The sequence below is a fragment of the Cedecea sp. FDAARGOS_727 genome (genome assembly GCF_012273235.1).
GTDB classification, from domain to species: domain Bacteria; phylum Pseudomonadota; class Gammaproteobacteria; order Enterobacterales; family Enterobacteriaceae; genus Cedecea; species Cedecea davisae.
This window is the reverse complement of sequence record NZ_CP050966.1, coordinates 2796197-2819018: the sequence shown is the minus strand read 5'-3', so window position 1 is coordinate 2819018 and position 22822 is coordinate 2796197. Positions and strand designations below refer to the sequence as shown.

Genomic DNA, 22822 nt, shown 5'->3' with positions numbered 1-22822 from the left:
AGATTAAGCTGCTTTCTTTGCTTCTTTGATCAGCGTAGCTACGCGATCAGAAACGGTTGCGCCCAGGCCAACCCAATGTGCTACGCGATCCAGATCCAGGCGAACGCCTTCTTCTTTCTCGTTAGCGATAGGGTTGAAGAAACCAACGCGCTCAATGAAGCGACCGTTACGTGCATTACGGCTATCAGTAACGACAACCTGGTAGAACGGACGCTTTTTAGCGCCGTGACGTGCTAAACGAATAGTTACCATAACATCCTCTTTAGTGAATAAAACACCCGGCCCCATCGAGGGACGGAGCCAGGTGTCATATTAAAAGCCCGAAAATTTTACTCATTTCGGCGTAAAAAGCAATCGAAATAGCTTATCGCCCTGGGAAACCTGGTGGCATCATGCCTTTCATGCCACGCATCATTTTCGCCATGCCGCCTTTCTTCATTTTCTTCATCATGCGCTGCATATCGTCGAACTGCTTCAGCAGGCGGTTAACGTCCTGCACCTGCATGCCGGAACCCTGCGCGATACGGCGCTTGCGGGAACCTTTAATTATTTCCGGCTGGGCGCGCTCTTTCAGAGTCATGGAGTTAATAATGGCCTCCATACGCACCAGCACTTTGTCATCCATCTGGGACTTCACGTTATCCGGCAGTTGGCCCATGCCCGGAAGCTTGCTCATCATGCTCGCCATGCCGCCCATGTTTTTCATCTGCTTGAGCTGCTCGAGGAAGTCGTTCAGATCGAAACCGTCGCCCTTCTTCAGCTTGCTGGCGAGTTTCTCCGCCTGCGCGCGGTCAACCTTGCTTTCGATATCTTCGATAAGCGACAGCACGTCGCCCATGCCCAGAATACGGGAGGCAATACGGTCCGGGTGGAACGGCTCAAGCGCCTCGGTTTTTTCACCCACGCCGAGGAATTTAATTGGCTTACCGGTGATATGGCGAATCGACAGAGCCGCACCGCCGCGGGCGTCGCCGTCCACTTTGGTCAGCACCACGCCGGTCAGTGGCAGCGCTTCGTTGAACGCTTTCGCGGTATTCGCCGCATCCTGGCCGGTCATGGCATCGACAACAAACAGCGTCTCTACCGGCTTAATCGCGGCGTGAACCTGTTTGATTTCGTCCATCATCGCTTCGTCTACGTGCAGACGACCGGCGGTATCCACCAGCAGCACGTCATAGAACTTCAGCTTCGCCTCTTTCAGCGCCGCGTTAACGATATCGAGAGGTTTTTGCTGAGCGTCGGACGGGAAGAAGTCTACTTCAACCTGCTGCGCCAGCGTTTCCAGCTGTTTAATCGCCGCCGGGCGATAAACGTCGGCGGAAACTACCAGCACTTTTTTCTTCTGCTTCTCGCGCAGGAACTTACCCAGCTTAGCGACGCTGGTAGTTTTACCAGCACCCTGCAGGCCCGCCATCAGCACTACGGCCGGAGGCTGTGCCGCAAGGTTCAGGGCGCTGTTTTCTTCGCCCATCGCCGCAACCAGCTCGGCGCGAACGATTTTGACGAATTCCTGGCCCGGGGTCAGACTTTTGTTGACCTCATGACCTACCGCTTTCTCTTTCACGCGGTTGATAAAATCACGCACCACCGGCAGCGCAACGTCCGCCTCCAGCAGCGCCATGCGCACTTCGCGCAGCGTTTCTTTAACGTTTTCTTCGGTTAGCCGCCCACGGCCGCTAATATTGCGCAGGGTACGCGACAGACGGTCTGTTAAATTATCAAACATGGTATTTTGCCTAACGTGGTAACTGGGGCCGCAGCTTGCGACACAAAACTGAATTTGGCGGATTATATCATGAAGCCGCCTCGGGTGTGATCCAACGGTTGGAGCAGGCGGCAGGTAACGTTATACTGATTTTTTTCTTCCCTGGCCAATTTGACCGACACCTTAAATATGCCCGTTTTCGCCATTCTTGCGCTTGTTGCCTACTCCGTCAGCCTGGGGCTGATCATTCCCGGTCTTCTGCGGAAGAACAGCGGGTGGCGTCGTTTTGCCATTTTATCAGCGGCGATTGCGCTTATCTGCCACGCGCTGGCGCTGGAAGCTCGCTTCTTCTCCGTCGACGGCGGGCAAAACCTCAGCCTGCTTAACGTCGGCTCGCTGGTCAGCCTGATGATTTGTACCGTGATGACCATCGTTGCGTCCCGCAACCGCGGCTGGCTACTGTTACCTATTGTTTACGCCTTTGCCCTGATAAATCTGGCGCTGGCCACCTTTATGCCGAACGAATTCATCACCCATCTGGAAGCGACGCCGGGCATGATGGTGCATATCGGCCTGTCGCTTTTCTCCTACGCTACGCTCATTATTGCGGCACTTTACGCCCTGCAGCTGGCCTGGATTGATTACCAGTTAAAAAACAAAAAGCTGGCCTTCAGCGCCGAAATGCCGCCGCTGATGGTTATCGAACGTAAGATGTTCCACATCACCCAGGTCGGCGTTGTGCTGCTGACCCTGACGCTGTGTACCGGCCTGTTTTACATGAAAAACCTGTTCAGCATGGAGAACGTCGACAAGGCGGTATTGTCTATCCTCGCCTGGTTCGTCTACGTCATTCTGCTGTGGGGGCACTATCATGAAGGGTGGCGCGGCCGTCGCGTTGTATGGTTCAACGTTGCCGGGGCGGGTATTTTAACCCTCGCCTATTTTGGCAGCCGCGTGCTGCAACAGTTCGTTAGCTAATTTATTCTTTTTAAAGGAAACCACTTTTGGAACACATTTCAACCACCACGCTGATCGTGACGCTGATCATCATGGTGGTGGTGTCCGCGTACTTCTCCGGCTCTGAAACCGGCATGATGACGCTAAACCGCTATCGCCTGCGCCATCTGGCCAAGCAGGGAAACCGTGCGGCAAGGCGCGTCGAAAAACTGCTGCGCAAGCCGGACCGCCTGATAAGCCTGGTGTTGATTGGCAATAACCTGGTCAATATTCTTGCTTCCGCCCTCGCCACTATCGTCGGCATTCGCCTTTACGGAAATGCGGGCGTCGCCATTGCCACCGGCGTACTGACCTTTGTTGTGCTGGTCTTTGCCGAAGTGCTGCCGAAAACCATCGCCGCGCTCTATCCGGAAAAGGTCGCTTATCCCAGCAGCCTGCTGCTCGGCCCGCTACAAATCCTGATGATGCCGCTGGTGTGGCTGCTGAACACTATTACCCGCCTGCTGATGCGCATGGTCGGCATCAAAGTCGACCATATTATCAGCACCGCGCTGAGCAAAGACGAGCTGCGCACCATCGTGCATGAATCCCGCTCGCAAATGTCCCGGCGTAATCAGGACATGCTGCTCTCGGTGCTTGATCTCGAAAAAGTCAGCGTCGACGACATCATGGTGCCGCGTAACGAAATCGTCGGGATCAATATTAACGACGACTGGAAAGCTATCGTTCGCCAGCTTACCCACTCCCCGCACGGGCGCATTGTGCTCTACCGCGACACGCTGGACGACGCCATCGGCATGCTGCGCCTGCGCGAAGCTTACCGCCTGATGACCGAGAAAAAAGAGTTCACCAAAGAGGTGATGCTGCGCGCCGCCGATGAAATTTACTTTGTTCCGGAAGGCACGCCGCTCAACATTCAGCTGGTGAAGTTCCAGAGGAATAAGAAGAAAGTGGGCCTGGTGGTGGATGAATATGGCGATATTCAGGGTCTGGTGACGGTCGAAGATATTCTTGAAGAAATTGTGGGCGACTTCACAACTTCAATGTCACCGACGCTGGCCGAAGAGGTCACACCGCAAAACGACGGGTCGGTGATTATCGAGGGCAGCGCCAACGTGCGTGAGCTCAATAAAGCGTTCAACTGGACGCTGCCGGAAGACGATGCGCGCACGGTCAACGGCATGCTGCTGGAAGAGATTCAGGAGATCCCGGCTATCGGAACCCGTATACGCCTCGGGCAATACGACATCGACATTCTCGACGTGCAGGACAATATGATTAAGCAGGTCCGCGTGACGCCCGTTAAGCCGCTGCGCCAGAGCGTGGAGCAGTAGAGACAAAAAAGCCAGCCACAGGGCTGGCTTTTGTTATTTGCGTGGCTATCAGGCTTTTGCTACTGAAACCATCGCGGCGCGGATAGTACGGCCATTCAGGGTGTAACCCTTCTGCATCACCATCAGCACATGATTCGGCGCAACGTCAGCAGACTCGACCATGGCGATAGCCTGGTGAACGTCCGGGTTAAACGGCACGTTAGTCTCGCCAACCACTTCAACACCAAACTTACGCACCACGTCGAGCATAGATTTCTGGGTCAGTTCGATGCCTTCAATCATCGGCGCTAAATCCGGATTAGCTTTATCGGCAACTTCCAGAGCGCGGTCCAGGCTGTCGATAACCGGCAGCAGTTCGTTCACGAATTTCTCCAGTGCGAACTTGTGTGCCTTCTCAACATCCTGCTCGGTACGGCGGCGCAGGTTTGCCAGTTCCGCCTGATGGCGCGGCTCAGCTTCACGTTCGCGCTGTTTTAATTCGGCCAGTTGAGCCTGCAAATTAGCAATCTGTTCGTCGCGCGGATCCACGACATCGGCACCTTCTACGGCCTCGACTTCATCGTGCTGGTCCATTGCAATATCTTCCGGGGCTTGCTCGCCAGGTGTTTTCTGTTCTTTACTACTCATGAAATTCTCCGCGTTTTTAGCATTCATCTCGCTGGTTCGCTTATTATGGGGATCAGTTTCAGGGTTTCAAGGGAACCTGTCATATTGTCACAGGAACGTCTGCGAATAAGGACCACCAGGATAATGAACAAACATTTCAACTGCATCGGTATTGTCGGGCACCCGCGTCACCCCACCGCCCTGACCACGCATGAAATGCTGTATCGCTGGCTGTGCGCCAAAGGCTATGAAGTGATGGTGGAACAGCAAATTGCGCAGGAACTTAACCTCAAGCAGGTGAAAACCGGCACGCTGGCGGAGATTGGCCAGCAGGCGGATTTAGCCGTGGTTGTGGGCGGGGATGGCAATATGCTGGGCGCGGCTCGCGTTCTGGCGCGCTACGACATAAAAGTTATCGGCATTAACCGTGGCAACTTAGGTTTCCTCACCGATCTCGACCCGGACAATGCTCAGCAGCAGCTGGCCGACGTGCTTGAAGGCCATTACATTACGGAACGCCGTTTTCTGCTGGAGGCTCAGGTATGCCAGCACGATACGCCGACGCGCCTCAGCACCGCCATTAACGAAGTGGTACTGCACCCCGGTAAAGTCGCGCATATGATTGAGTTTGAAGTGTATATCGACGAAATCTTTGCCTTCTCCCAGCGATCGGACGGGCTGATTATCTCCACGCCTACAGGCTCAACCGCCTACTCGCTTTCTGCTGGAGGACCGATTCTGACGCCTTCCCTGGATGCGATAACCCTGGTGCCAATGTTCCCGCACACCCTTTCGGCACGCCCGCTGGTGATCAACAGCAGCAGCACCATCCGCCTGCGCTTTTCCCATATGCGTAGCGACCTTGAAATCAGCTGCGACAGCCAGATTGCGCTGCCTATTCAGGAAGGTGAAGACGTGCTTATCCGCCGGTGCGACTACCACCTAAACCTGATACACCCGAAAGATTACAGCTATTTCAATACATTAAGCTCAAAACTCGGCTGGTCAAAAAAATTATTCTAAAAAGGCCTCAGGCCACTTTACTGTATATAAAACCAGTTTATACTGTATGAAAACACAGTAACCAAATCGGACTCTAAATAATTCAGGTTGCAGCCAATACCTCTGCAACCTGGAGTATGCCGGGTACATACAGGAAGGTGTCTATGCTTGCCCAACTCACCATCAGTAACTTCGCTATCGTTCGTGAACTCGAAATCGACTTTCATCACGGTATGACGGCCATCACCGGGGAAACCGGTGCCGGTAAATCTATTGCTATAGATGCCCTGGGGCTGTGCCTCGGCGGCCGCGCGGAAGCCGATATGGTGCGTCAGGGCGCAAATCGCGCGGATCTCTGCGCCCGCTTTTCCCTGAAAGACACGCCGGCCGCCCTGCGCTGGCTGGAAGAAAACCAGCTTGAAGACGGCCTTGAGTGCCTGCTGCGCCGCGTCATCAGCAGCGATGGCCGCTCCCGCGGCTTTATCAACGGCACGGCGGTTCCGCTTTCTCAGCTGCGCGATCTCGGCCAGTTACTTATTCAGATCCACGGCCAGCACGCCCACCAGCTGTTGCTCAAGCCCGAACACCAAAAAACCCTGCTTGATGGCTATGCGGGTGAGCACTCGCTGGGTCAGCAGATGGCGGAGCGCTACCGTGAATGGCACCAAAGCTGCCGGTCTCTGGCTCAGCATCAGCAGCTTGCCCAGGAGCGCTCGGCAAAAGCCGAGCTGCTGCAATATCAGTTGAAAGAGCTTAACGAATTTGCGCCGGTAGCCGGTGAGTTTGAATTAATCGACGAAGAGTACAAGCGGCTAGCCAACAGCGGCCAGCTGCTTTCCACCAGCCAGCAGGCGCTGGACGTCCTTGCCGATGGCGAAGAGTGCAATCTGCAAAGCCAGCTGCATACCGTGCGCCATTTAATGGGGGAGCTGGTGGGAATGGACGATAAGCTATCCGGCGTGCTGGGGATGCTGGAAGAAGCGGCGATTCAACTTTCCGAGGCCAGCGATGAACTGCGCCACTACTGCGACCGGCTGGATCTTGACCCCAACCGCCTGCATGAGCTGGAACAGCGCATTTCCCGGCAAATCTCCCTGGCGCGCAAGCACCACATTTCCCCGGAAGAGCTGCCGACCTTTCACCAGAAACTGCTGGACGAACAGCAGCTGCTGGATGAGCAAACCGGCTCGCTGGAGGAAATGTTGCAGGCCGTCGCCCGGCATCATCAGCAGGCACTGACCGTCGCCACGGCGCTGCACCAGAGCCGGGTAAAACATGCCGCAGAGCTGTGTCAGCTGATTACCGAAAGCATGCACTCTCTGTCTATGCCGCACGGCAAACTTGCCATCGAAGTCGAATTTAACGAAAACCACCTGACCGCTGAAGGTGCAGACCGCATTGATTTTCGCGTCAGCACTAACCCGGGCCAGCCGCTGCAGCCGCTGGCAAAAGTGGCCTCTGGAGGCGAGCTGTCGCGTATTGCGCTGGCCATTCAGGTCATTACGGCACGTAAAATGGAAACGCCGGCCCTGATTTTTGATGAAGTAGACGTCGGTATCAGCGGCCCAACCGCTGCGGTGGTGGGCAAACTACTGCGTCAACTGGGTGAGTCTACTCAGGTGATGTGCGTAACCCACTTGCCTCAGGTTGCAGGCTGCGGCCATCATCACTTCTTCGTCAGCAAAGAGACCGACGGTGAAATGACGGAAACCCATATGCAGCCGCTGGACAAACGCGCCCGCCTGCAAGAACTGGCGCGCCTGCTGGGCGGCAGTGAAGTCACCCGCAATACGCTGGCAAACGCCAAAGAGCTGCTGGCGGCCTAATTGCCTTCGCGGTGCACGGATTTTTTTCACGCCGTGCATCGCATAAAAAACAGTCACTCATCGGCTAATTGGCCATTCTGTTATATTTTCAGCCAACTTTTTTACGCTCCCACGGTCTGAGTTGAGCGCCTTAAGGTTTTAAACTGCTTAAAGGTCTATTATCATCGGCATTATACGAATAAGCCACGCACTACTCGGGCCCGAAAAGGAATCAAATCACTATGCGTTGTAAAATGCTGACTGCTGCCGCAGCGGTTCTTCTGATGTTGACCGCAGGCTGTTCCACTCTGGAGCGAGTGGTTTACCGCCCTGACATCAACCAGGGTAACTACCTGGCACCGAATGACATCTCCAAACTCCGCGTCGGTATGACACAACAGCAGGTTGCCTACACTCTCGGCACCCCGATGATGAGCGATCCGTTTGGCACCAACACCTGGTTCTACGTCTTCCGCCAGCAGCCGGGCCACGAAAACGTGACTCAACAAACGCTGACCCTGACGTTTAACAGCAGCGGCGTACTGACCAATATCGACAACAAGCCTGCCCTGACCAAAGGGGAATAAGGCTGTCGGGATGGACAAAAAGAAAGGTGCTTTTCAGCACCTTTCTTTTTTTGTGTTATTTCTGCGCCGAACGCTCGGCACGCTGCCGCCTCAGCTCTTTAGGGTCAGCAATTAAAGGGCGATAAATTTCCACTCTGTCACCGTCCTGCACGGCGTCTCCGAGCTTCGCGGGGCGGCTGTAGATGCCCACTTTATTCTGCCGCAGGTCGATATCATCCCGCAGCTCCAGCAGACCGGAAGCGACGATCGCCTGTTCAACGGTGCTGCCTTCCTCGAGCTTTACCTTGCGCAAGTATTGCTTCTGGGGCAAAGCGTAAATCACCTCGACCTGAATCTCACGCGACACGATAGACCTCTTTGGCGCGGGTAGTGAATGCCTGAACCATGCTCCCGGCCAGTTCTTTAAAGATGCGGCCGAAGGCCAGCTCAATCAGCTTATTGGTAAACTCAAAATCGAGCTGGAACTCAATGCGGCAGGCATCTTCGCTAAGCGGAGTAAACTTCCAGCCGCCCATCAGAGATTTAAACGGGCCGTCCACCAGCTGCATCAAAATGCTCTGGTTATCGGTGAGAATATTACGGGTGGTGAAGGTTTTGCTGATCCCGGCTTTTGAAACATCTACCGCCGCCGTCATCTGATTGGCCGAAGCATCAATCACCCGGCTGCCGGTGCAGCCCGGTAAAAATTCCGGATAGGACTTTACGTCATTCACTAACTGATACATCTGCTCGGCGCTGTAAGGCACCAGGGCAGTACGGCTGATCTGCGGCATAGCAATTCCTGGGAGTCATAAAACGGACAAATAATAACATTTATCACCGCGCAAAGAAAAACTCTCTACCGCTCATGCTAAGATAAGCGCTTCTCCCTCGCGTAGGATGCGGGGTGTCTTTGAACTCCTGGAATAAGTATACTGAGCAGCACTATGACTAAGAAAAAAGCACACAAACCAGGCTCAGCCACCATTGCGCTAAACAAGCGCGCCCGCCATGAATACTTTATCGAAGATGAGATTGAAGCGGGTCTTGCGCTACAGGGCTGGGAAGTAAAATCACTGCGCGCCGGGAAAGCAAACATTGGCGATAGCTATGTCATTTTTAAAGATGGTGAAGCCTACTTGTTCGGCGCCAACTTTACCCCGCTGGCCGTGGCCTCCAGCCACGTCGTTTGCGACCCAACCCGTACCCGTAAACTGCTGCTGAACCAGCGCGAGCTGGATAACCTCTACGGCAGCGTTAGCCGCGACGGTTACACCATTGTGGCTTTATCGCTGTACTGGAAGAACGCCTGGTGCAAGGTAAAAATTGGCCTTGCCAAAGGTAAGAAGCAGCACGACAAGCGTACCGACGTGAAGGATCGCGAGTGGGCGCTGGATAAGGCACGAATTATGAAACACGCGGGCCGTTAAGCGCCAAACAATAATTTATCCGCCTGTGGCTCTTCTTCGGGAGAGCCATCATAAAAAAACATCCACGCTTTTTTATTTATCAGCTAATATGGTGTTCCGCCAAAAGTCACTTCAGCCTTAATTAAGCAGCACTAAAGGATATATGTTAATTTCTCCACATTCATTACGCGAAAAGATAAAAACCGCCCTCATCTAATATATAATATTTCTTTATTATTCCAGCCGATTATTCCTGCCGCTCTCACAAAATCAAAAATACATTCTGTTAATTTTTCACTACGCACAGAGATCCTGCCAGCCTTAATGCCTCATAAACCCTTCTCCACACAGGGTTTTAACCACTATTCACCTCTGCAAAAAACAGCCAACCGCTTCGATAGCATCAATAAAAACACATTAAAATCAATTGCATTAACAAGCCGTCAACTTCCAGGAAGACAAAGGGTTTACCTGTATTGTCCGGGTGAGTCATAAAATTTCACTGGTACTTAAGAACTACTTACATTGGGTTAAATATGGCTTAAGTTGCGCATTCATTTTTTCCTGTCTATATCATCAATAGCCCCTTATCAATAAACGACGAGTATACGAGCCTGAGAATTAACTAATTTTCGATTCCGCAACGGAAACACCGTTACTTATTAATAATCACTGCCATCAATTTTTGATGAAAGGCCCCCTTTCGCCTGCTTTCAGCGCGAAGGAACCCGCTTACTTAAATTTTTGCTTTCGGTAATTAATTATACCGGGCATCAGACTACCACCACGTTCATCGCGAATGGAGTGATAAAAATGCGTGCAATGACAATTATTTCTAAATTAACCGGCGTAAAAAACAACGTCGAAGCCTCTGAAATCATGTTAAAAGGTCCATCAATTGTCGAGCTAAAAATCGAGCGCGATGAGATTGCCAATTTCACGCGCTCCGGACAGGACCTGGTCATCAAGCTCAATTCCGGCGAAACCATCACCGTTAAAAATTACTATGCCTTCGCCGATCAGGGCGGAAACCAGCTGGTGCTGGAGGGCAAAGATGGCGTGCTGTGGTGGGTGCAGGATCCGGAAACCGCTCTACACTACGAGCAAATTGCCAATATTGATGAGGTGATGGCCGCTACCGGCGCACATTCCGAGGGCGGAGCCGCGTGGCCGTGGGTGTTAGGTGGGCTGGCAGTTGCTGCCGGGGGCGCGATTGCCGCAGCATCCAGCGGGGGCGGAGGTGGAAGCTCAGACAACGGTAGTAATCCGGGCAATCCCGGCAGACCAGATGTTACGCCACCAGCCGCGCCAACAGGCCTTACCGTATCGGCCGACGGGAAAACCATTACCGGCAACGCCGAAGCGGGCAGTACGGTAACCATCAAGGACGCAAACGGGAATGTGATTGGCTCTGGCACCGCAGGCAGCGACGGCAGCTTCACTATCCCCCTGAACACTCCACAACTCGGCGGTGAAACGCTCACCGCAACTGCCACCGATCCGTCCGGCAATACAGGGCCAGGCACTACGGTTATCGCCCCCAATATTCCGCTGCCGGGCGAACCAAGCATTACCGGCGTGACCAATGATAATGGCAATACCACAAACGGCGGGACCGTAAATAATAACCAGGCCACCAACGACAATACCCCAACCTTGCAGGGTAAAGGCCCGGCCGGGACCACCGTGTATATCTATGATAATGGCGTGCAAATTGGCACCGTCGTTGTCGGCTCTAACGGTACATGGAGCTTTACGCCTGGCAGCGCTCTGCCGGACGGCTCTCATGCCTTCACCGTCATCGCAACCAATGAAAGAGGCGAAAGCGCGACTTCCCCGGCGTACACCGTCACCATTGATACCGCGCCACCGGCCGCCGCAACAGGCCTGGCTGTGAGCCCGGATGGGGAAACCATTACCGGCCATGCCGAAGCGGGCAGCAGCATAACCATCAAGGATGGTAATGGCGTTATCGTCGGTACGGGTACAGCTGACGGCAACGGCAACATCAGCGTTCCCCTCGTCCCTCCTCAGGTTGATGGCGAAACGCTGACCGTCGTGGTTACCGATCCAGCAGGCAATAATAGCCCGCCTGTTCCGGCAACCGCACCAAACGTTCTGCCGCCGGTAGAACCCGTCATTACCGCAATCATTGACGATGTAGCACCAAACACCGGGAATATAGGGAATAACCACACCACCAACGACACCACCCCAACGCTTCAGGGGACAGGCCAGCCCGGCGATACCATCCATATTCTGTCTAACGGCGGCGAGATTGGTACCGCCAAAGTTGGGGTGAACGGTACCTGGAGCTTTACGCCAGCCACCCCGCTGGGTGAAGGCACATACACCTTTACCGCTTCAGCCTCCAACGTCAGGGGCGATAGCAGCGTTTCCGGTAGCTATACCGTTACCGTCGATACCACGGGGCCTGATGCCCCAAATGGTTTGCTGGTTTCTCCTGACGGTACAACCTTAACCGGTACAGCGGAAGCGGGCAGCACCGTCACCATCAAAGACACTAATGGCAACGTTATTGGTACAGCTACCGCCGACCCAACTACCGGTACATTTACCGTTACCCTGACCACGCCGCAGCTGGACGGCTCCAACCTTAGCGCTGTTGCCAGCGACCCGGCGGGCAATACCGGAAACCCGGGAGCGGTAACCGCGCCGTTCTACCCGCTGCCGACTATTCCGGTTATCACGGCGATAATCGATAACGCGTTACCTAACGTGGGCACGGTTCCGAACAACCAGTCAACCAATGACCAGACCCCGACTATTCAGGGGACGGGCGTTATCGGTGAAACCATTCATATCTTTGATAACGGGCTTGAGATTGGCACTACGGTAGTGGGAGCCGGTGGCACATGGAGCTTTACACCAGGCGTTAATCTGCTCGACGGCCCGCACAACTTCACGGCCACCGCCTCTAACATCCGCGGCGACAGCGGCAGCTCTGCGGGCTACAGCGTTACGGTTGATACCGTTGTCGATGCACCGGTACTCAGCCTGGTTGAAGATAATACTGGCTCCATCACTGGCCCTATCGGCAACAACGGCGTTACCGATGAGAAAAAACCCGTCTTCAGCGGCACCGGTGAACCCGGCAGCTCGCTCACCCTCTTTGATAATGGCCTTCCGATTGGCATGGTCACCGTCGGCAATGACGGTAAATGGACATTTACCCCAACCAACGCGATGGGTGAAGGCTCACATGCAATAACGCTACAACAAACCGATCCGGCAGGTAACCTCAGCAGCGTCACCGTCGGCCCAACCTTTACCATTGATTTCACACCACCGAATGCCGTTACGCTTAATCCGCGCGATCCGGACGGGACGACCGTGACCGGTACAGGGGAAATTGGCGCAACAGTTACCATTACCACCCTCTCTGGCGTCGTATTGGGCACCGCTCAAGTTGATGGCAGCGGCAACTTCTCCGTCACCCTGATGCCTGCGCAAACCCACGGTGAAGACCTTATCGCGAAAATTAGCGATGCCGCTGGAAACCAGGGGCCGAATACGCCATTCGAGGCCTCAAACTCCGGCTTCCCAACCGTCCCTGTTCTGATTTCGGTGACCGATGATGTCGGCCCAATTAAAGGGACGTTGACCAACGGCCAGGCGACGGATGACAACCGCCCGACTCTCAGCGGCACAGCTGAAGTGGGTTCCACCATTGCTGTCTTTGATAACGGCCTGCCGATTGGTTTTACTGTGGTTGATCCTGACGGCAGTTGGAGTTTTACCCCAACGTTGCCGCTGCTTGATGGCCCACATTCCTTCACCGTGAGCGCCAACAACGGCTTAGGCAACAGCGGAATATCCCCACCGTTTGGCGTAGTGGTTGATACCGCGGCTCCTCTGCCGCCAACCGGGCTTAGCGTCTCCAACGACGGCACAACGCTCACCGGGACAGCAGAAGCCAACAGTAAAGTGACCATCACCAACGCCAGCGGCACCGTACTTGGCACCGCGACGGCAGACGGTACGGGTCACTTCAGCGTGACGCTTTCCCCGGCTCAACTGAACGGTGAAGTTCTGACCGCGAAGGCCACCGACGTGGCGGGCAATACCGGCCAGGGCGCTACAACGCCCGCACCGGATCACACGCCGCCGAATGCACCAACCGGGCTTGCCGTCAGCGCGGATGGCCTGCAGTTAACCGGTACTGCCGAAGCTAACAGCGCCATCACCGTCAAAGACGGCAACGGAAACATCATCGGCGTGGGCACCACTGACATCACCGGGCATTTCGATATCTTGCTGGTGCCTCCGCAGCTTAACGGCCAGACGCTGCTGGTTACCGCCACGGATATCGCCACCAATACCAGTGCTCCGGCTACCGTTATTGCTCAGGATCACACGCCTCCTGCTCTGCCGACTAACCTAACGTTTAACGAAGACGGCACGGTACTGACCGGTAAAGCGGAGGCAGGCAGCACGGTAAAAGTGACCGATACGCTGGGCAACCCACTGGGCCAGGGCGTAGCAGGTCCGGACGGAAGCTTTACCATCACGCTGACCACGCCTCAGGCCAATGGTCAGCATCTGCAAGTGAACGCGACGGATGTCGCCGGGAATGCTGGACCGAACGCGCCAGTCACCGCGCCGGATATCACCCCGCCGAACATTCCGGTCATCGGTTCAGTAGTCGACAACGTGCCGGACCATACCGGTAACCTCAACAGCGGCGACCTGACCAACGACGATAAACCGACACTCTCCGGCACGGCCGAAGCTAACTCAACCGTGAAGATCTACGACAACGGTAATCTGATTGGCACCGTCAATGCCGACGGGACAGGGGCATGGACGTTTACGCCAACAACCGCTCTCGGCCAGGGTTCTCATAACCTGACCGTCACCGCTACCGACGCCGCAAACAATGTAAGCCAGCCAAGTGCCGCGTTTAACATCAACGTTGATTCGATTGCGCCAACAGCACCGACCATCACCCTGGTGAACGATGACGTTGGCACGGTAACCGGCCCGGTTAGCAATGGGGGAGCGACCAACGATCCTACTCCAACGCTTAGCGGCAGCGGTGAACCAGGCTCTACGATTACGATTTACGATGGGCTGAACCCGCTGGGAACCACCACCGTGAACGGCAGCGGCACCTGGACATTTACGCCAACCACGCCGTTGCTGGATGGGCCTCACGCCTTTACCGTCACGGCTTCAGATGCCGCAGGAAACGTCACCGCGCATTCCCCGCCATGGAACGTTGAACTGATCACTGCCTTGCCAAACGCGCCGACGATCGGCGAGATAGTGGATAACGTTAACCCGGATCTTGGCCCTGTACTGCCGGGCGGCGCAACCAACGATCCTCAACCCGTTATTAACGGGACGGCAGCCGCTGATGCGGTCGTCAAAATATACGATGGCACAACGCTTATCGGTACCGTCACGGCGGATGGCAGCGGAGCGTGGACATTCCAGCCAACTCAGCCGCTGAGCGAAGGCTCGCATACGCTTAATGTCTATGTGACGGATGCGGCCGGAAACACCAGCTCCGCCACAACGCAGATTGTGATTATCGACACCGCGCCTCCGGGAGCGCCTTCCATAGACGGCGCGCTGGGCAACGTCGCAGGCACGCCAATCACCCTGGTTAACGGCGGCAGTACCCAAAGCACCGAGCCGGTGCTCTCCGGTAAGGGCGAAGTGGGCGCCACCATCAAGCTGTACGCTGACGGCGGAACAACGCCAATCGGCAGCGCGGTCGTTGACGCCGACGGCAACTGGAGTATTACCCCGAATTCTCCGCTGGGTAGCGGGACTCATATCTTCACAACTACGGCAACGGACGCGGCAGGCAACGTCGGAGCACCTTCGGCCGAATTTACGCTGTCGGTTTACGCGGCACCTCCGACTCAGCCTGTTGCGCCTACGGTAACTGACAACGTGCCGCCTGTAGTGGGAACCGTCGCCCCTGGCGGCAGCACCAACGACACGACCCCAACCTTTAGCGGCACCGGCGTCGCGGGCTCCACCATCAACGTCTTCAACAACGGGAACGAGCTGGTCGGCACCACTATCGTGCGTTCAGACGGCACATGGAGCGTTACGCCGACAACGCCGTTTGGCGAAACAACCTACAACATCACCGTGCAGGTGACCGACCCGGCGGGCAACATCAGCCTGCCGTCTGCGCCGATCGCGATAATCGTAGACACCACGCCGCCAGCGGCACCGGCTATTGGCACCGTGGATGACAACGTTGGACCGGTTACCGGCGCTATCACCAACGGGATTACCGACGACCCGAAACCAGTGTTCCACGGTACAGGGGAAATTGGCGCAACCGTCACGCTGTACAGCGGCACCACGGCGATAGGCTCTGCGGTAGTAGACGGCACGGGTAACTGGACCATCACGCCGGATACCGCGCTGGCTAATGGCGAAAATACGATAACCGCTGTCCAGACCGACAAGGCTGGCAACGTCAGCGGGCCGTCAACCGATTATGTACTGACCGTCGATACCGTACCGCTTACCGCGCCGGTCGTCGTTGAAATCCAGGATAACGTCGGTCCAATTCAGACGCCGCTAGTCAACGGCAGCGTCACCGATGACACAACGCCAACCTTTACCGGCACCGGTAAAATCGGCAGCACGATTACGCTGTACGACACTAATGGCACAACCATTCTGGGTACCGGTACCGTAGGCCCGGACGGCAAATGGAGCATAACCACTTCCACGCTGTCGGAAGGCTCGCACAGCATTACCATTAAAGCCACCGATGATGTCGGCCATAGCGTTGGGCCATCTGCGCCAATTGTGATTGACGTGGATATCACTGCGCCAGGAAATCCTACGGTTCTGGTCATTGATCCGACCGGTACCCTGGTCTCCGGTACCGCAGAAGCCGGGGCGACGGTGATTATCAAAGATTCCGGCGGCAACGTTCTGGGTACGGGAGTTGCGGCACCGATAACCGGTGCCTGGGTCGTTACGCTTTCACCAGCCCAGACTACTGGCGCACAGCTTACTGCCGTGGCACAGGATCCAGCAGGTAACCAGAGTGGTGGCGTGAACTTTAACGCAACGACCTCGATTATCCCTCACCCTCCGACCATTGACACCGTGATGGATGATGTCAGCCCGGTCACCGGGAATGTCGGTAAAGGTGGCTCGACCAACGATACGCTGCCGACGTTGAACGGCTCAGGTGCCACTGCCGGAGCTGCGATTCATATCTATGTCGACGGAGTGCTGATTACTACAGTGTCGGCCGACGGCGATGGAAAATGGACGTGGACCGTCACCGATCCTCTGGGCGAGGGGCTACATACCTTCGCGGTCAGCCAGAATGTGCTTGGCGTAGAAAGCGGCCTGTCACCTGCCTACAGCATCATCGTAGACACCATTTTGCCAAACCAGCCGGTTATCCTTTCCGTGGTGGACGATGTAGTGGGCGGTGCCCTCGGGCCGTTGACCAGCGGTCAGGCCACTAATGACGCCAAACCAACTCTCAGCGGTACCGCTGAGGCCGGGGCTACGGTGAGCATTCTCGATAACGGCACCGTTATCGGTACTGCCACCGCTAACGCCCTGGGTATCTGGACTTATACGCCGACAACCAATCTTGGCGAAGGCGCACACACGCTTACCGTCACGGCAACGGACGCCGCCGGTAACGTCAGCCCACCTTCCACCGGCTTTGTGGTAAATGTTGATACCGTCGCACCGGGAACGCCTGTTGTGCTGACGGTTACCAACGACATTACCTCGCAGCCAATCACTTCTGGCCAGCCGACCAACGACAATACGCCAACCTTTAGCGGCACCGCCGAGGCGGGAACCACGCTGACCTTCAAAGACGGCAATGTCGTTATCGGTACCGTTACGGTGCCGGTGGGCGGTAGCTGGACCTTTAGCCCAACGGTTCCGCTGCTGGACGGCAGCCATAACATCACCGTGACCGCTACGGATGCGGCAGGTAACGCCAGCGGCCCGACCGCCGGGTTCAACGTGGTAGTGGATACCGTTCCGCCGATTGTGCCGATTATTCTCTCGGTAATAGACGACCAGACTCAGCCAGGTACCAACCTGCCGCTGATTAACGGCCAGTTGACGAAGGACACGCAGCCAACCCTGAGCGGGACGGCAGAAGCCAACGCCATCATCATCGTTAAAGACGGCAATAACGTGCTCGGCACGGCTCAGGCCGACGGTCTGGGTAACTGGACATTTACCCCGACCGGCCCGCTGGGACAGGGAACGCATACCCTGAACGTGACGGCAACCGATGCCGCAGGCAACGTCAGTACCACGGCCTCGTTTGGCGTGAATATTGACTCCGTCGCGCCAAATCCTCCGGTTATCGTCACCGTTCTGGATAACACCGCGCCGGTACTTGGGGCAATAACCAACGGCCAGGCCACCAACGAAACACGCCCTTCCCTTAGCGGGACGGCGGAAGCTAATGCCATCATCAAGGTCTACAGCGATGGCAACCTGATAGGCACCACCGTTGCCAACGGATCTGGCGCATGGAGCCTGACGCCGGTGGCCGCACTCGGCAACGGCCCACATACGTTAACCGTCACCGCTACCGACGCAGCTGGCAACGTCAGTAATCCGTCTAACGGCTTCGCGTTAACCGTGGACACCATTGCACCGAATGCGCCGACTATCGGCACCGTTGCGGATGCGGTGGGGCCAATCACCGGGAACCTGTCCAGCGGCCAGGTAACCGACGATACTCGCCCAACGCTGACCGGCACTGCCGAAGCTAACGCCAGCGTTAAGATTTACGATAACGGGAACCTGATTGGCACCGTACAGGCCGACGGCACCGGAGCATGGAGCTTCAGGCCGTCGACCGGGTTAACCAACGGCGGCCATGCGCTGACGGTCACCGCAACGGATGCCGCCGGCAACGTCAGCCTGCCATCTGCGCCGTTTAACGTGGTGGTAGATACCATCGCCCCTACTCAGCCGATTGTCATTCAGGCCTTTGACGATGTTGGCCCGGTTCAGGGGCCGCTGGTGAGTGGTTCAGCTACCGACGATACCCAGCCTGTGCTCAGCGGTACTGCGGAGGCTAACGCCACCATTAAGATTTACGATGGCGGCAACCTGATTGGCACCGTCACCGCCAACGCGCTGGGCGTTTGGAGCTTCACGCCGGGCACCGCGTTAGCCCCTGGACAGCATGTGTTCACAGTCACGGCATCCGATGCCGCCGGTAACACCAGCGTCGCGTCTGCCGACTTCACCCTGAACATCGTCAGCGGCGTATCGAATACGCCGGTGCTGACCTCGGTAGTGGATGATGTCGTCGGTGGTGTGGTAGGTCCGTTAACTAATGGCCAGGCGACTAACGATGCGCGTCCGACCCTGAACGGGACGGCGGATGCCAACAGCACCATCAAGATTTACGATGGCGGCAACCTGATAGGCACCGTGACCGCTAACGTACTCGGCGTCTGGGTGTTCACGCCGCCGAGCGCGCTGGCAAACGGCTCGCACACCTTTACCATCACCGCCACTAACGGCGCAGGCGTGGTCAGTAGTCCGACAGCTGGCTTCACCGTGGTCGTGGATACCGTTGCGCCTAACCAGCCGGCGATCACCTCCGTGGTGGATGACGTTGGGACGATAACCGGCCCGATTGGCAACAATCAGCCGACGGATGACACTCGCCCTACCCTGAACGGCACCGCGGAAGCCAACGCTACAATCAATATCTTTGATAACGGCGTACTTCTTGGCACCACGACGGCAAACGGCAGCGGCGTCTGGACATTTACGCCAACGCTGCCGCTGCTCCAGGGCAACCATTCATTTACCGTGACGGCTACGGATGCAGCAGGTAACGTCAGCGTAACGTCGGTGCCTGCCGGTATTGTCGTCGATACCGTGCCGCCGCTAGCCCCAACCGGCCTGACGGTGAATGCTACGGGCACAGTAGTAACCGGCCTTGCCGAAGCCAACAGCACCGTAACCATTACCTCAGCAACGGGAACGGTACTGGGTACGGCGAAAGCGGACGGTAGCGGCAACTTCAGCATCACCCTTTCTCCTGCACAGACCAGCGGCCAGTCTCTGCTTGCCTTTGCTCAGGATGCTGCGGGTAATACAGGGGTTTCCGCAGGCTTCACCGCGCCGTTCACCGGCGTACCGGGGCTGCCGGTTATCACCAGCATCGTTGACGATGTTCTGCCGAAAACCGGCATCGTGGGTAACGGCCAGAGCACCAACGATACCCGTCCGACGATTAACGGCACCGCCGAAGCCAACGCCACCGTTAAGATTTACGACAACGGTGCGTTGCTGGGCACGGTAACCGCGAATGCGAGCGGCGTCTGGACGTTTACCCCAACCGGTGCGCTGGGTGATGGCGTCCATGCCTTTACCGCTACGGCAACCAACGCCAACGGTACGGGCGCTGCGTCTCTGGCAACCTCGGTAATTGTCGATACCATTCCGCCGCTGATCCCAACCGGGGTTATCAGCGCCGATGGTTCAACGATCACCGGCGTAGCGGAAGCGAACAGCACCGTGACCATTACGCTGCCGGGCGGGATAACCGTCACCGGTACGGCAAACGCTTCTGGCGCATTCAGCATTACGCTGCCGACTCGCCAGATTGAAGGCCAGTCTCTGTCGATATCTGCCGCCGATGCCGCCGGGAACGTCTCGCCGTCGCTGTCGATCACCGCGCCTGTCCTGCCTCTGGCAGCAAGCAGCAACGTGGTCGATCTGGCGCTGACCAGTAACGCAGAAATCACCACCGCGCACTACAGTGGCTACGGTAGCCTGCTGATTGGTGCGCTTGGCAACGTGGCTTCGGTTCTCGGCAGCAATACCGCGCAGGTTGGCTTTACCATCGGCAACGGCGCTACCGGGCATATCACGATTAACGCCGCCGCGACCGGCGTAGTGCTTTCACTGCTCAATACGCTGGAAATTGCTATCCAGAAATATGATGCAGCCACCAACTCATGGACTACGATTGTTGACTCGTCTTTACCGCAGTTCCTTAATCTGCTGACGCTGGGTGCCACTGGCGTGACCCTGAACCTCGACGGGCTGGGCGAAGGGCAATACCGCGTACTGGGTTATAACACCAGCCTGCTGGCCACCGGCGCGACGACTAACCTTGCTGTGACCGTCGAGCAAACCAGCGCTGGCGTCGTCAGCGGCACCACTACCTCGGACGGTAACGTAATTACCGACGCAGGCCCTGGCGGTGCGGTGGATAACGCCCCTACCGGCACCGTGGTAACGGCTATCACTGATGCTAACGGCGTGAGCCATACCGTTGGCGCAGGCGGGCTGGATATTCAGGGCAAATACGGCACCCTGCATATCAACCAGGACGGCAGCTATACCTACACCTTAACCAATACGTCGGCCACGGTACTGGGCCGCACGGAGAACTTCACCTACACCATTACCCATAACGGCGTCAGCGACTCTGCACAGCTGATTGTTTCCCTGGGTAACGGCGCGCCGGCCAGCACGGTCACCGCAACGGATAACACCGCTTCTCTGACTTACGGCACCGATGTTGCTGCCGTTGACCACGGCGCATCGCAGCAGACCGGCCTGTCCGTGCTGAGCGTGGGCCTGGGTAACGTGGTCAACCTCAACCTGCTTGCCAATATGAGCAACCCGATTCTGTTTGATGTTGCAGACGGGTCGACTCGTACCATGACGCTGCAGGCGAACGTTGGCGGGGTTGCGCTGCTTTCCACCTTTGACCTGTATATCTACAAGTTCAACGTGGCCACCCAGCAGTATGAACAGTTCCAGGTGCAGAAAACCTGGCTGACGGCTCCGCTGTTGGGTGGCTCATCAGGCCAGCTGACCGTGACTCTGGGCGGCGGGGATTACCTGTTCCTGCTGATGAACGCCAGCGGCGTATCGGTGTTGACCAGCTACACGCTGAACATTCTCCAGGATCACACCTACGCGGTAGACAGCCTGGCGGCGTCGACCACCGGCAACGTGATGCAGGATGATATCGCCCCGGCGGGAAGTCTGCTGACGGCGGTGAACGGCGTGGCAATTTCGGCGACCGGCACCACCACCATCAACGGCAAGTTCGGTACGCTGACTATTGATGCGCACGGCAACTACACCTATACGCTGAAAAGCGGCGTGGGTGCAGACGGTATCAATACGCCAGACAGCTTCGTTTATACCGTTACCGCGCCAAATGGCGATACCGGGACCGCGTCGCTGAACATCACCGCAACGCCGCACACCGTGGATGCCGTGAACGACATCAGCTCGATTATGGCTATTGCGTCAACGCAGAACACTGCGGCTTACGCGAGTGCCAACGTCGGTTCAGCGACCTGGACCACTGCGCTGTTGGCATCCAGCCACGGCAACGGCAGCGGTACGTTCACCATTGCGGACAACACCACGCTGGGCGGAGCCGCCCTGGTGTTCAAAGTGGCTTCCGGTCTGGCGTTGGGTGGGTTGTCTGTGACCTGGACGCTGAGCGACGGTCAGGGCCATACCTACACCGGTACCTTTAGCGGCAGCGCGCTATTGGGCGGCACGGCCATTGTTCCGGTCACGGACCTGCATTCGGGCACCTGGACGCTGAGCTATGTTGGCAACATGGGGCCGCTAAGCGTAGGGAACATCACCATTACCCCAACGGTCACCGGGACTTCGCACCTGCTGGACAGCTTCACGGCGCAGAGCACTGTCGTACACGGCAATCTGTACGACGGTAGCGACTCTGCCGGTGCGTCAGACCAGCTTGGCAGCGTCCACACCCTGTTGACGATCAACGGCGTGAACGGCAGCACGGCCACCCTGAACCCGCTCACCAACAGCAACGCGGTAGCGACAATTCAGGGGCAGTACGGCACGCTGACCATCGATATCGGCGGGAACTATACCTACACCCTGAAGGCGGGTGTAGCGCCGGGATCGATCGTCAATAAGGAGACTTTCACCTACACCCTGAACGATCAGAACGGGCATTCAGACAGCGCTACGCTGACCATCAACATGAACCCGCAGTTCGTCAGCACCGCCTACGGAGACATCATCAACGGTTCGTCGGCCTACGCCGATACGCTGGTCTACCATGTCCTTGCAGGCGGCGCGAACGACGGTACGGGCGGCAATGGTGCGGACGTCTGGAAGAACTTCTCGCTCGCCCAGGGCGACCAGATCAACCTCCACGACCTGCTGGTTGGCTGGAACGGACAGACATCAACGCTGGGCAATTACCTGAACGTCGCTACCGTCGGCAATAACACGGTCATCTCTATCGACCGCGACGGCAACGCCGGAACGTTCCACTCAACCACCCTTGTCACTTTGGAGAACGTGCACACCACACTCGACGAGCTTATCCAGAACAACCATATAGTTGCCTGATAGTACAAGCGGAACAGCCCCGGGCGCGCAGACGCCCGGGGAATAAGACAGAAAC

General features: G+C 56.6%; 12 protein-coding genes. 7 read left to right on the top strand and 5 right to left on the bottom strand.

The window, feature by feature from the left end; all coding sequences use genetic code 11:
- Window positions 1-3: 3 nt before the first annotated feature.
- Window positions 4-252 (bottom strand): 30S ribosomal protein S16, encoded by a 249-nt coding sequence (gene rpsP, locus FOC35_RS13420; RefSeq protein WP_039899404.1) that lies wholly within the window; start codon window positions 250-252, stop codon window positions 4-6.
- A 112-nt stretch (window positions 253-364) separates the two neighbouring features.
- Window positions 365-1726, bottom strand: coding sequence for a signal recognition particle protein (gene ffh, locus FOC35_RS13415; RefSeq protein ID WP_016537887.1), 1362 nt, complete (start codon window positions 1724-1726; stop codon window positions 365-367).
- Window positions 1727-1894: 168 nt separating this feature from the next.
- Between ffh and FOC35_RS13410 the strand changes: the two genes are divergently transcribed.
- On the top strand, window positions 1895-2683 hold the full coding sequence (locus FOC35_RS13410) for an inner membrane protein YpjD (RefSeq protein WP_016537888.1): 789 nt from the start codon (window positions 1895-1897) through the stop codon (window positions 2681-2683).
- A gap of 26 nt (window positions 2684-2709) precedes the next feature.
- Window positions 2710-3996, top strand: coding sequence for an HlyC/CorC family transporter (locus tag FOC35_RS13405; RefSeq protein WP_016537889.1), 1287 nt, complete (start codon window positions 2710-2712; stop codon window positions 3994-3996).
- A 48-nt stretch (window positions 3997-4044) separates the two neighbouring features.
- On the opposite strand, the gene grpE is transcribed toward FOC35_RS13405, so the two are convergent.
- Entirely contained in the window at window positions 4045-4623 is a 579-nt protein-coding gene (gene grpE / locus FOC35_RS13400) for a nucleotide exchange factor GrpE (RefSeq protein WP_039898695.1), read from the bottom strand.
- A 123-nt stretch (window positions 4624-4746) separates the two neighbouring features.
- On the opposite strand from grpE, the gene nadK reads away from it, so the two are divergent.
- The 3 genes from nadK (at window position 4747) to bamE (ending at window position 7996) form a co-directional block, all read left to right on the top strand.
- Window positions 4747-5625, top strand: a complete 879-nt coding sequence (gene nadK / locus FOC35_RS13395; protein ID WP_008458177.1) for an NAD(+) kinase — start codon at window positions 4747-4749, stop codon at window positions 5623-5625.
- Between the two features lie 143 nt (window positions 5626-5768).
- A complete protein-coding gene (recN, locus tag FOC35_RS13390; RefSeq protein ID WP_172569149.1) occupies window positions 5769-7430 on the top strand; it encodes a DNA repair protein RecN in 1662 nt (553 codons plus the stop codon).
- 221 nt (window positions 7431-7651) lie between these two features.
- Window positions 7652-7996 (top strand): outer membrane protein assembly factor BamE, encoded by a 345-nt coding sequence (gene bamE / locus FOC35_RS13385; protein ID WP_039898700.1) that lies wholly within the window; start codon window positions 7652-7654, stop codon window positions 7994-7996.
- A gap of 55 nt (window positions 7997-8051) precedes the next feature.
- Here bamE and FOC35_RS13380 read toward each other — a convergent pair whose 3' ends face one another.
- Window positions 8052-8342 (bottom strand): RnfH family protein, encoded by a 291-nt coding sequence (locus tag FOC35_RS13380; RefSeq protein ID WP_172569148.1) that lies wholly within the window; start codon window positions 8340-8342, stop codon window positions 8052-8054.
- The gene (locus FOC35_RS13375; RefSeq protein ID WP_016537895.1) at window positions 8332-8769 is read right to left on the bottom strand and encodes a type II toxin-antitoxin system RatA family toxin; all 438 of its coding nucleotides are present in this window, start codon (window positions 8767-8769) and stop codon (window positions 8332-8334) included. The genes FOC35_RS13380 and FOC35_RS13375 overlap by 11 nt, the downstream gene beginning before the upstream one ends.
- 153 nt (window positions 8770-8922) lie before the next feature.
- On the opposite strand from FOC35_RS13375, the gene smpB reads away from it, so the two are divergent.
- Both smpB and FOC35_RS13365 read left to right on the top strand, forming a co-directional pair.
- Window positions 8923-9405 (top strand): SsrA-binding protein SmpB, encoded by a 483-nt coding sequence (smpB, locus tag FOC35_RS13370; protein WP_016537896.1) that lies wholly within the window; start codon window positions 8923-8925, stop codon window positions 9403-9405.
- Window positions 9406-10197: 792 nt separating this feature from the next.
- Window positions 10198-22767, top strand: coding sequence for a BapA/Bap/LapF family large adhesin (locus FOC35_RS13365; protein ID WP_172569147.1), 12570 nt, complete (start codon window positions 10198-10200; stop codon window positions 22765-22767).
- Window positions 22768-22822 lie beyond the last annotated feature (55 nt).

Excerpts from the sequence above, each read along its gene's own strand:
- FOC35_RS13410 (WP_016537888.1), top strand. The coding sequence starts at position 1,895 with ATGCCCGTTTTCGCCATTCTTGCGCTTGTTGCCTACTCCGTCAGCCTG.
- grpE (WP_039898695.1), bottom strand. The coding sequence starts at position 4,623 with ATGAGTAGTAAAGAACAGAAAACACCTGGCGAGCAAGCCCCGGAAGAT.
- smpB (WP_016537896.1), top strand. The coding sequence starts at position 8,923 with ATGACTAAGAAAAAAGCACACAAACCAGGCTCAGCCACCATTGCGCTA.
- rpsP (WP_039899404.1), bottom strand. The coding sequence starts at position 252 with ATGGTAACTATTCGTTTAGCACGTCACGGCGCTAAAAAGCGTCCGTTC.
- nadK (WP_008458177.1), top strand. The coding sequence starts at position 4,747 with ATGAACAAACATTTCAACTGCATCGGTATTGTCGGGCACCCGCGTCAC.
- FOC35_RS13365 (WP_172569147.1), top strand. The coding sequence starts at position 10,198 with ATGCGTGCAATGACAATTATTTCTAAATTAACCGGCGTAAAAAACAAC.
- FOC35_RS13375 (WP_016537895.1), bottom strand. The coding sequence starts at position 8,769 with ATGCCGCAGATCAGCCGTACTGCCCTGGTGCCTTACAGCGCCGAGCAG.
- ffh (WP_016537887.1), bottom strand. The coding sequence starts at position 1,726 with ATGTTTGATAATTTAACAGACCGTCTGTCGCGTACCCTGCGCAATATT.
- bamE (WP_039898700.1), top strand. The coding sequence starts at position 7,652 with ATGCGTTGTAAAATGCTGACTGCTGCCGCAGCGGTTCTTCTGATGTTG.
- recN (WP_172569149.1), top strand. The coding sequence starts at position 5,769 with ATGCTTGCCCAACTCACCATCAGTAACTTCGCTATCGTTCGTGAACTC.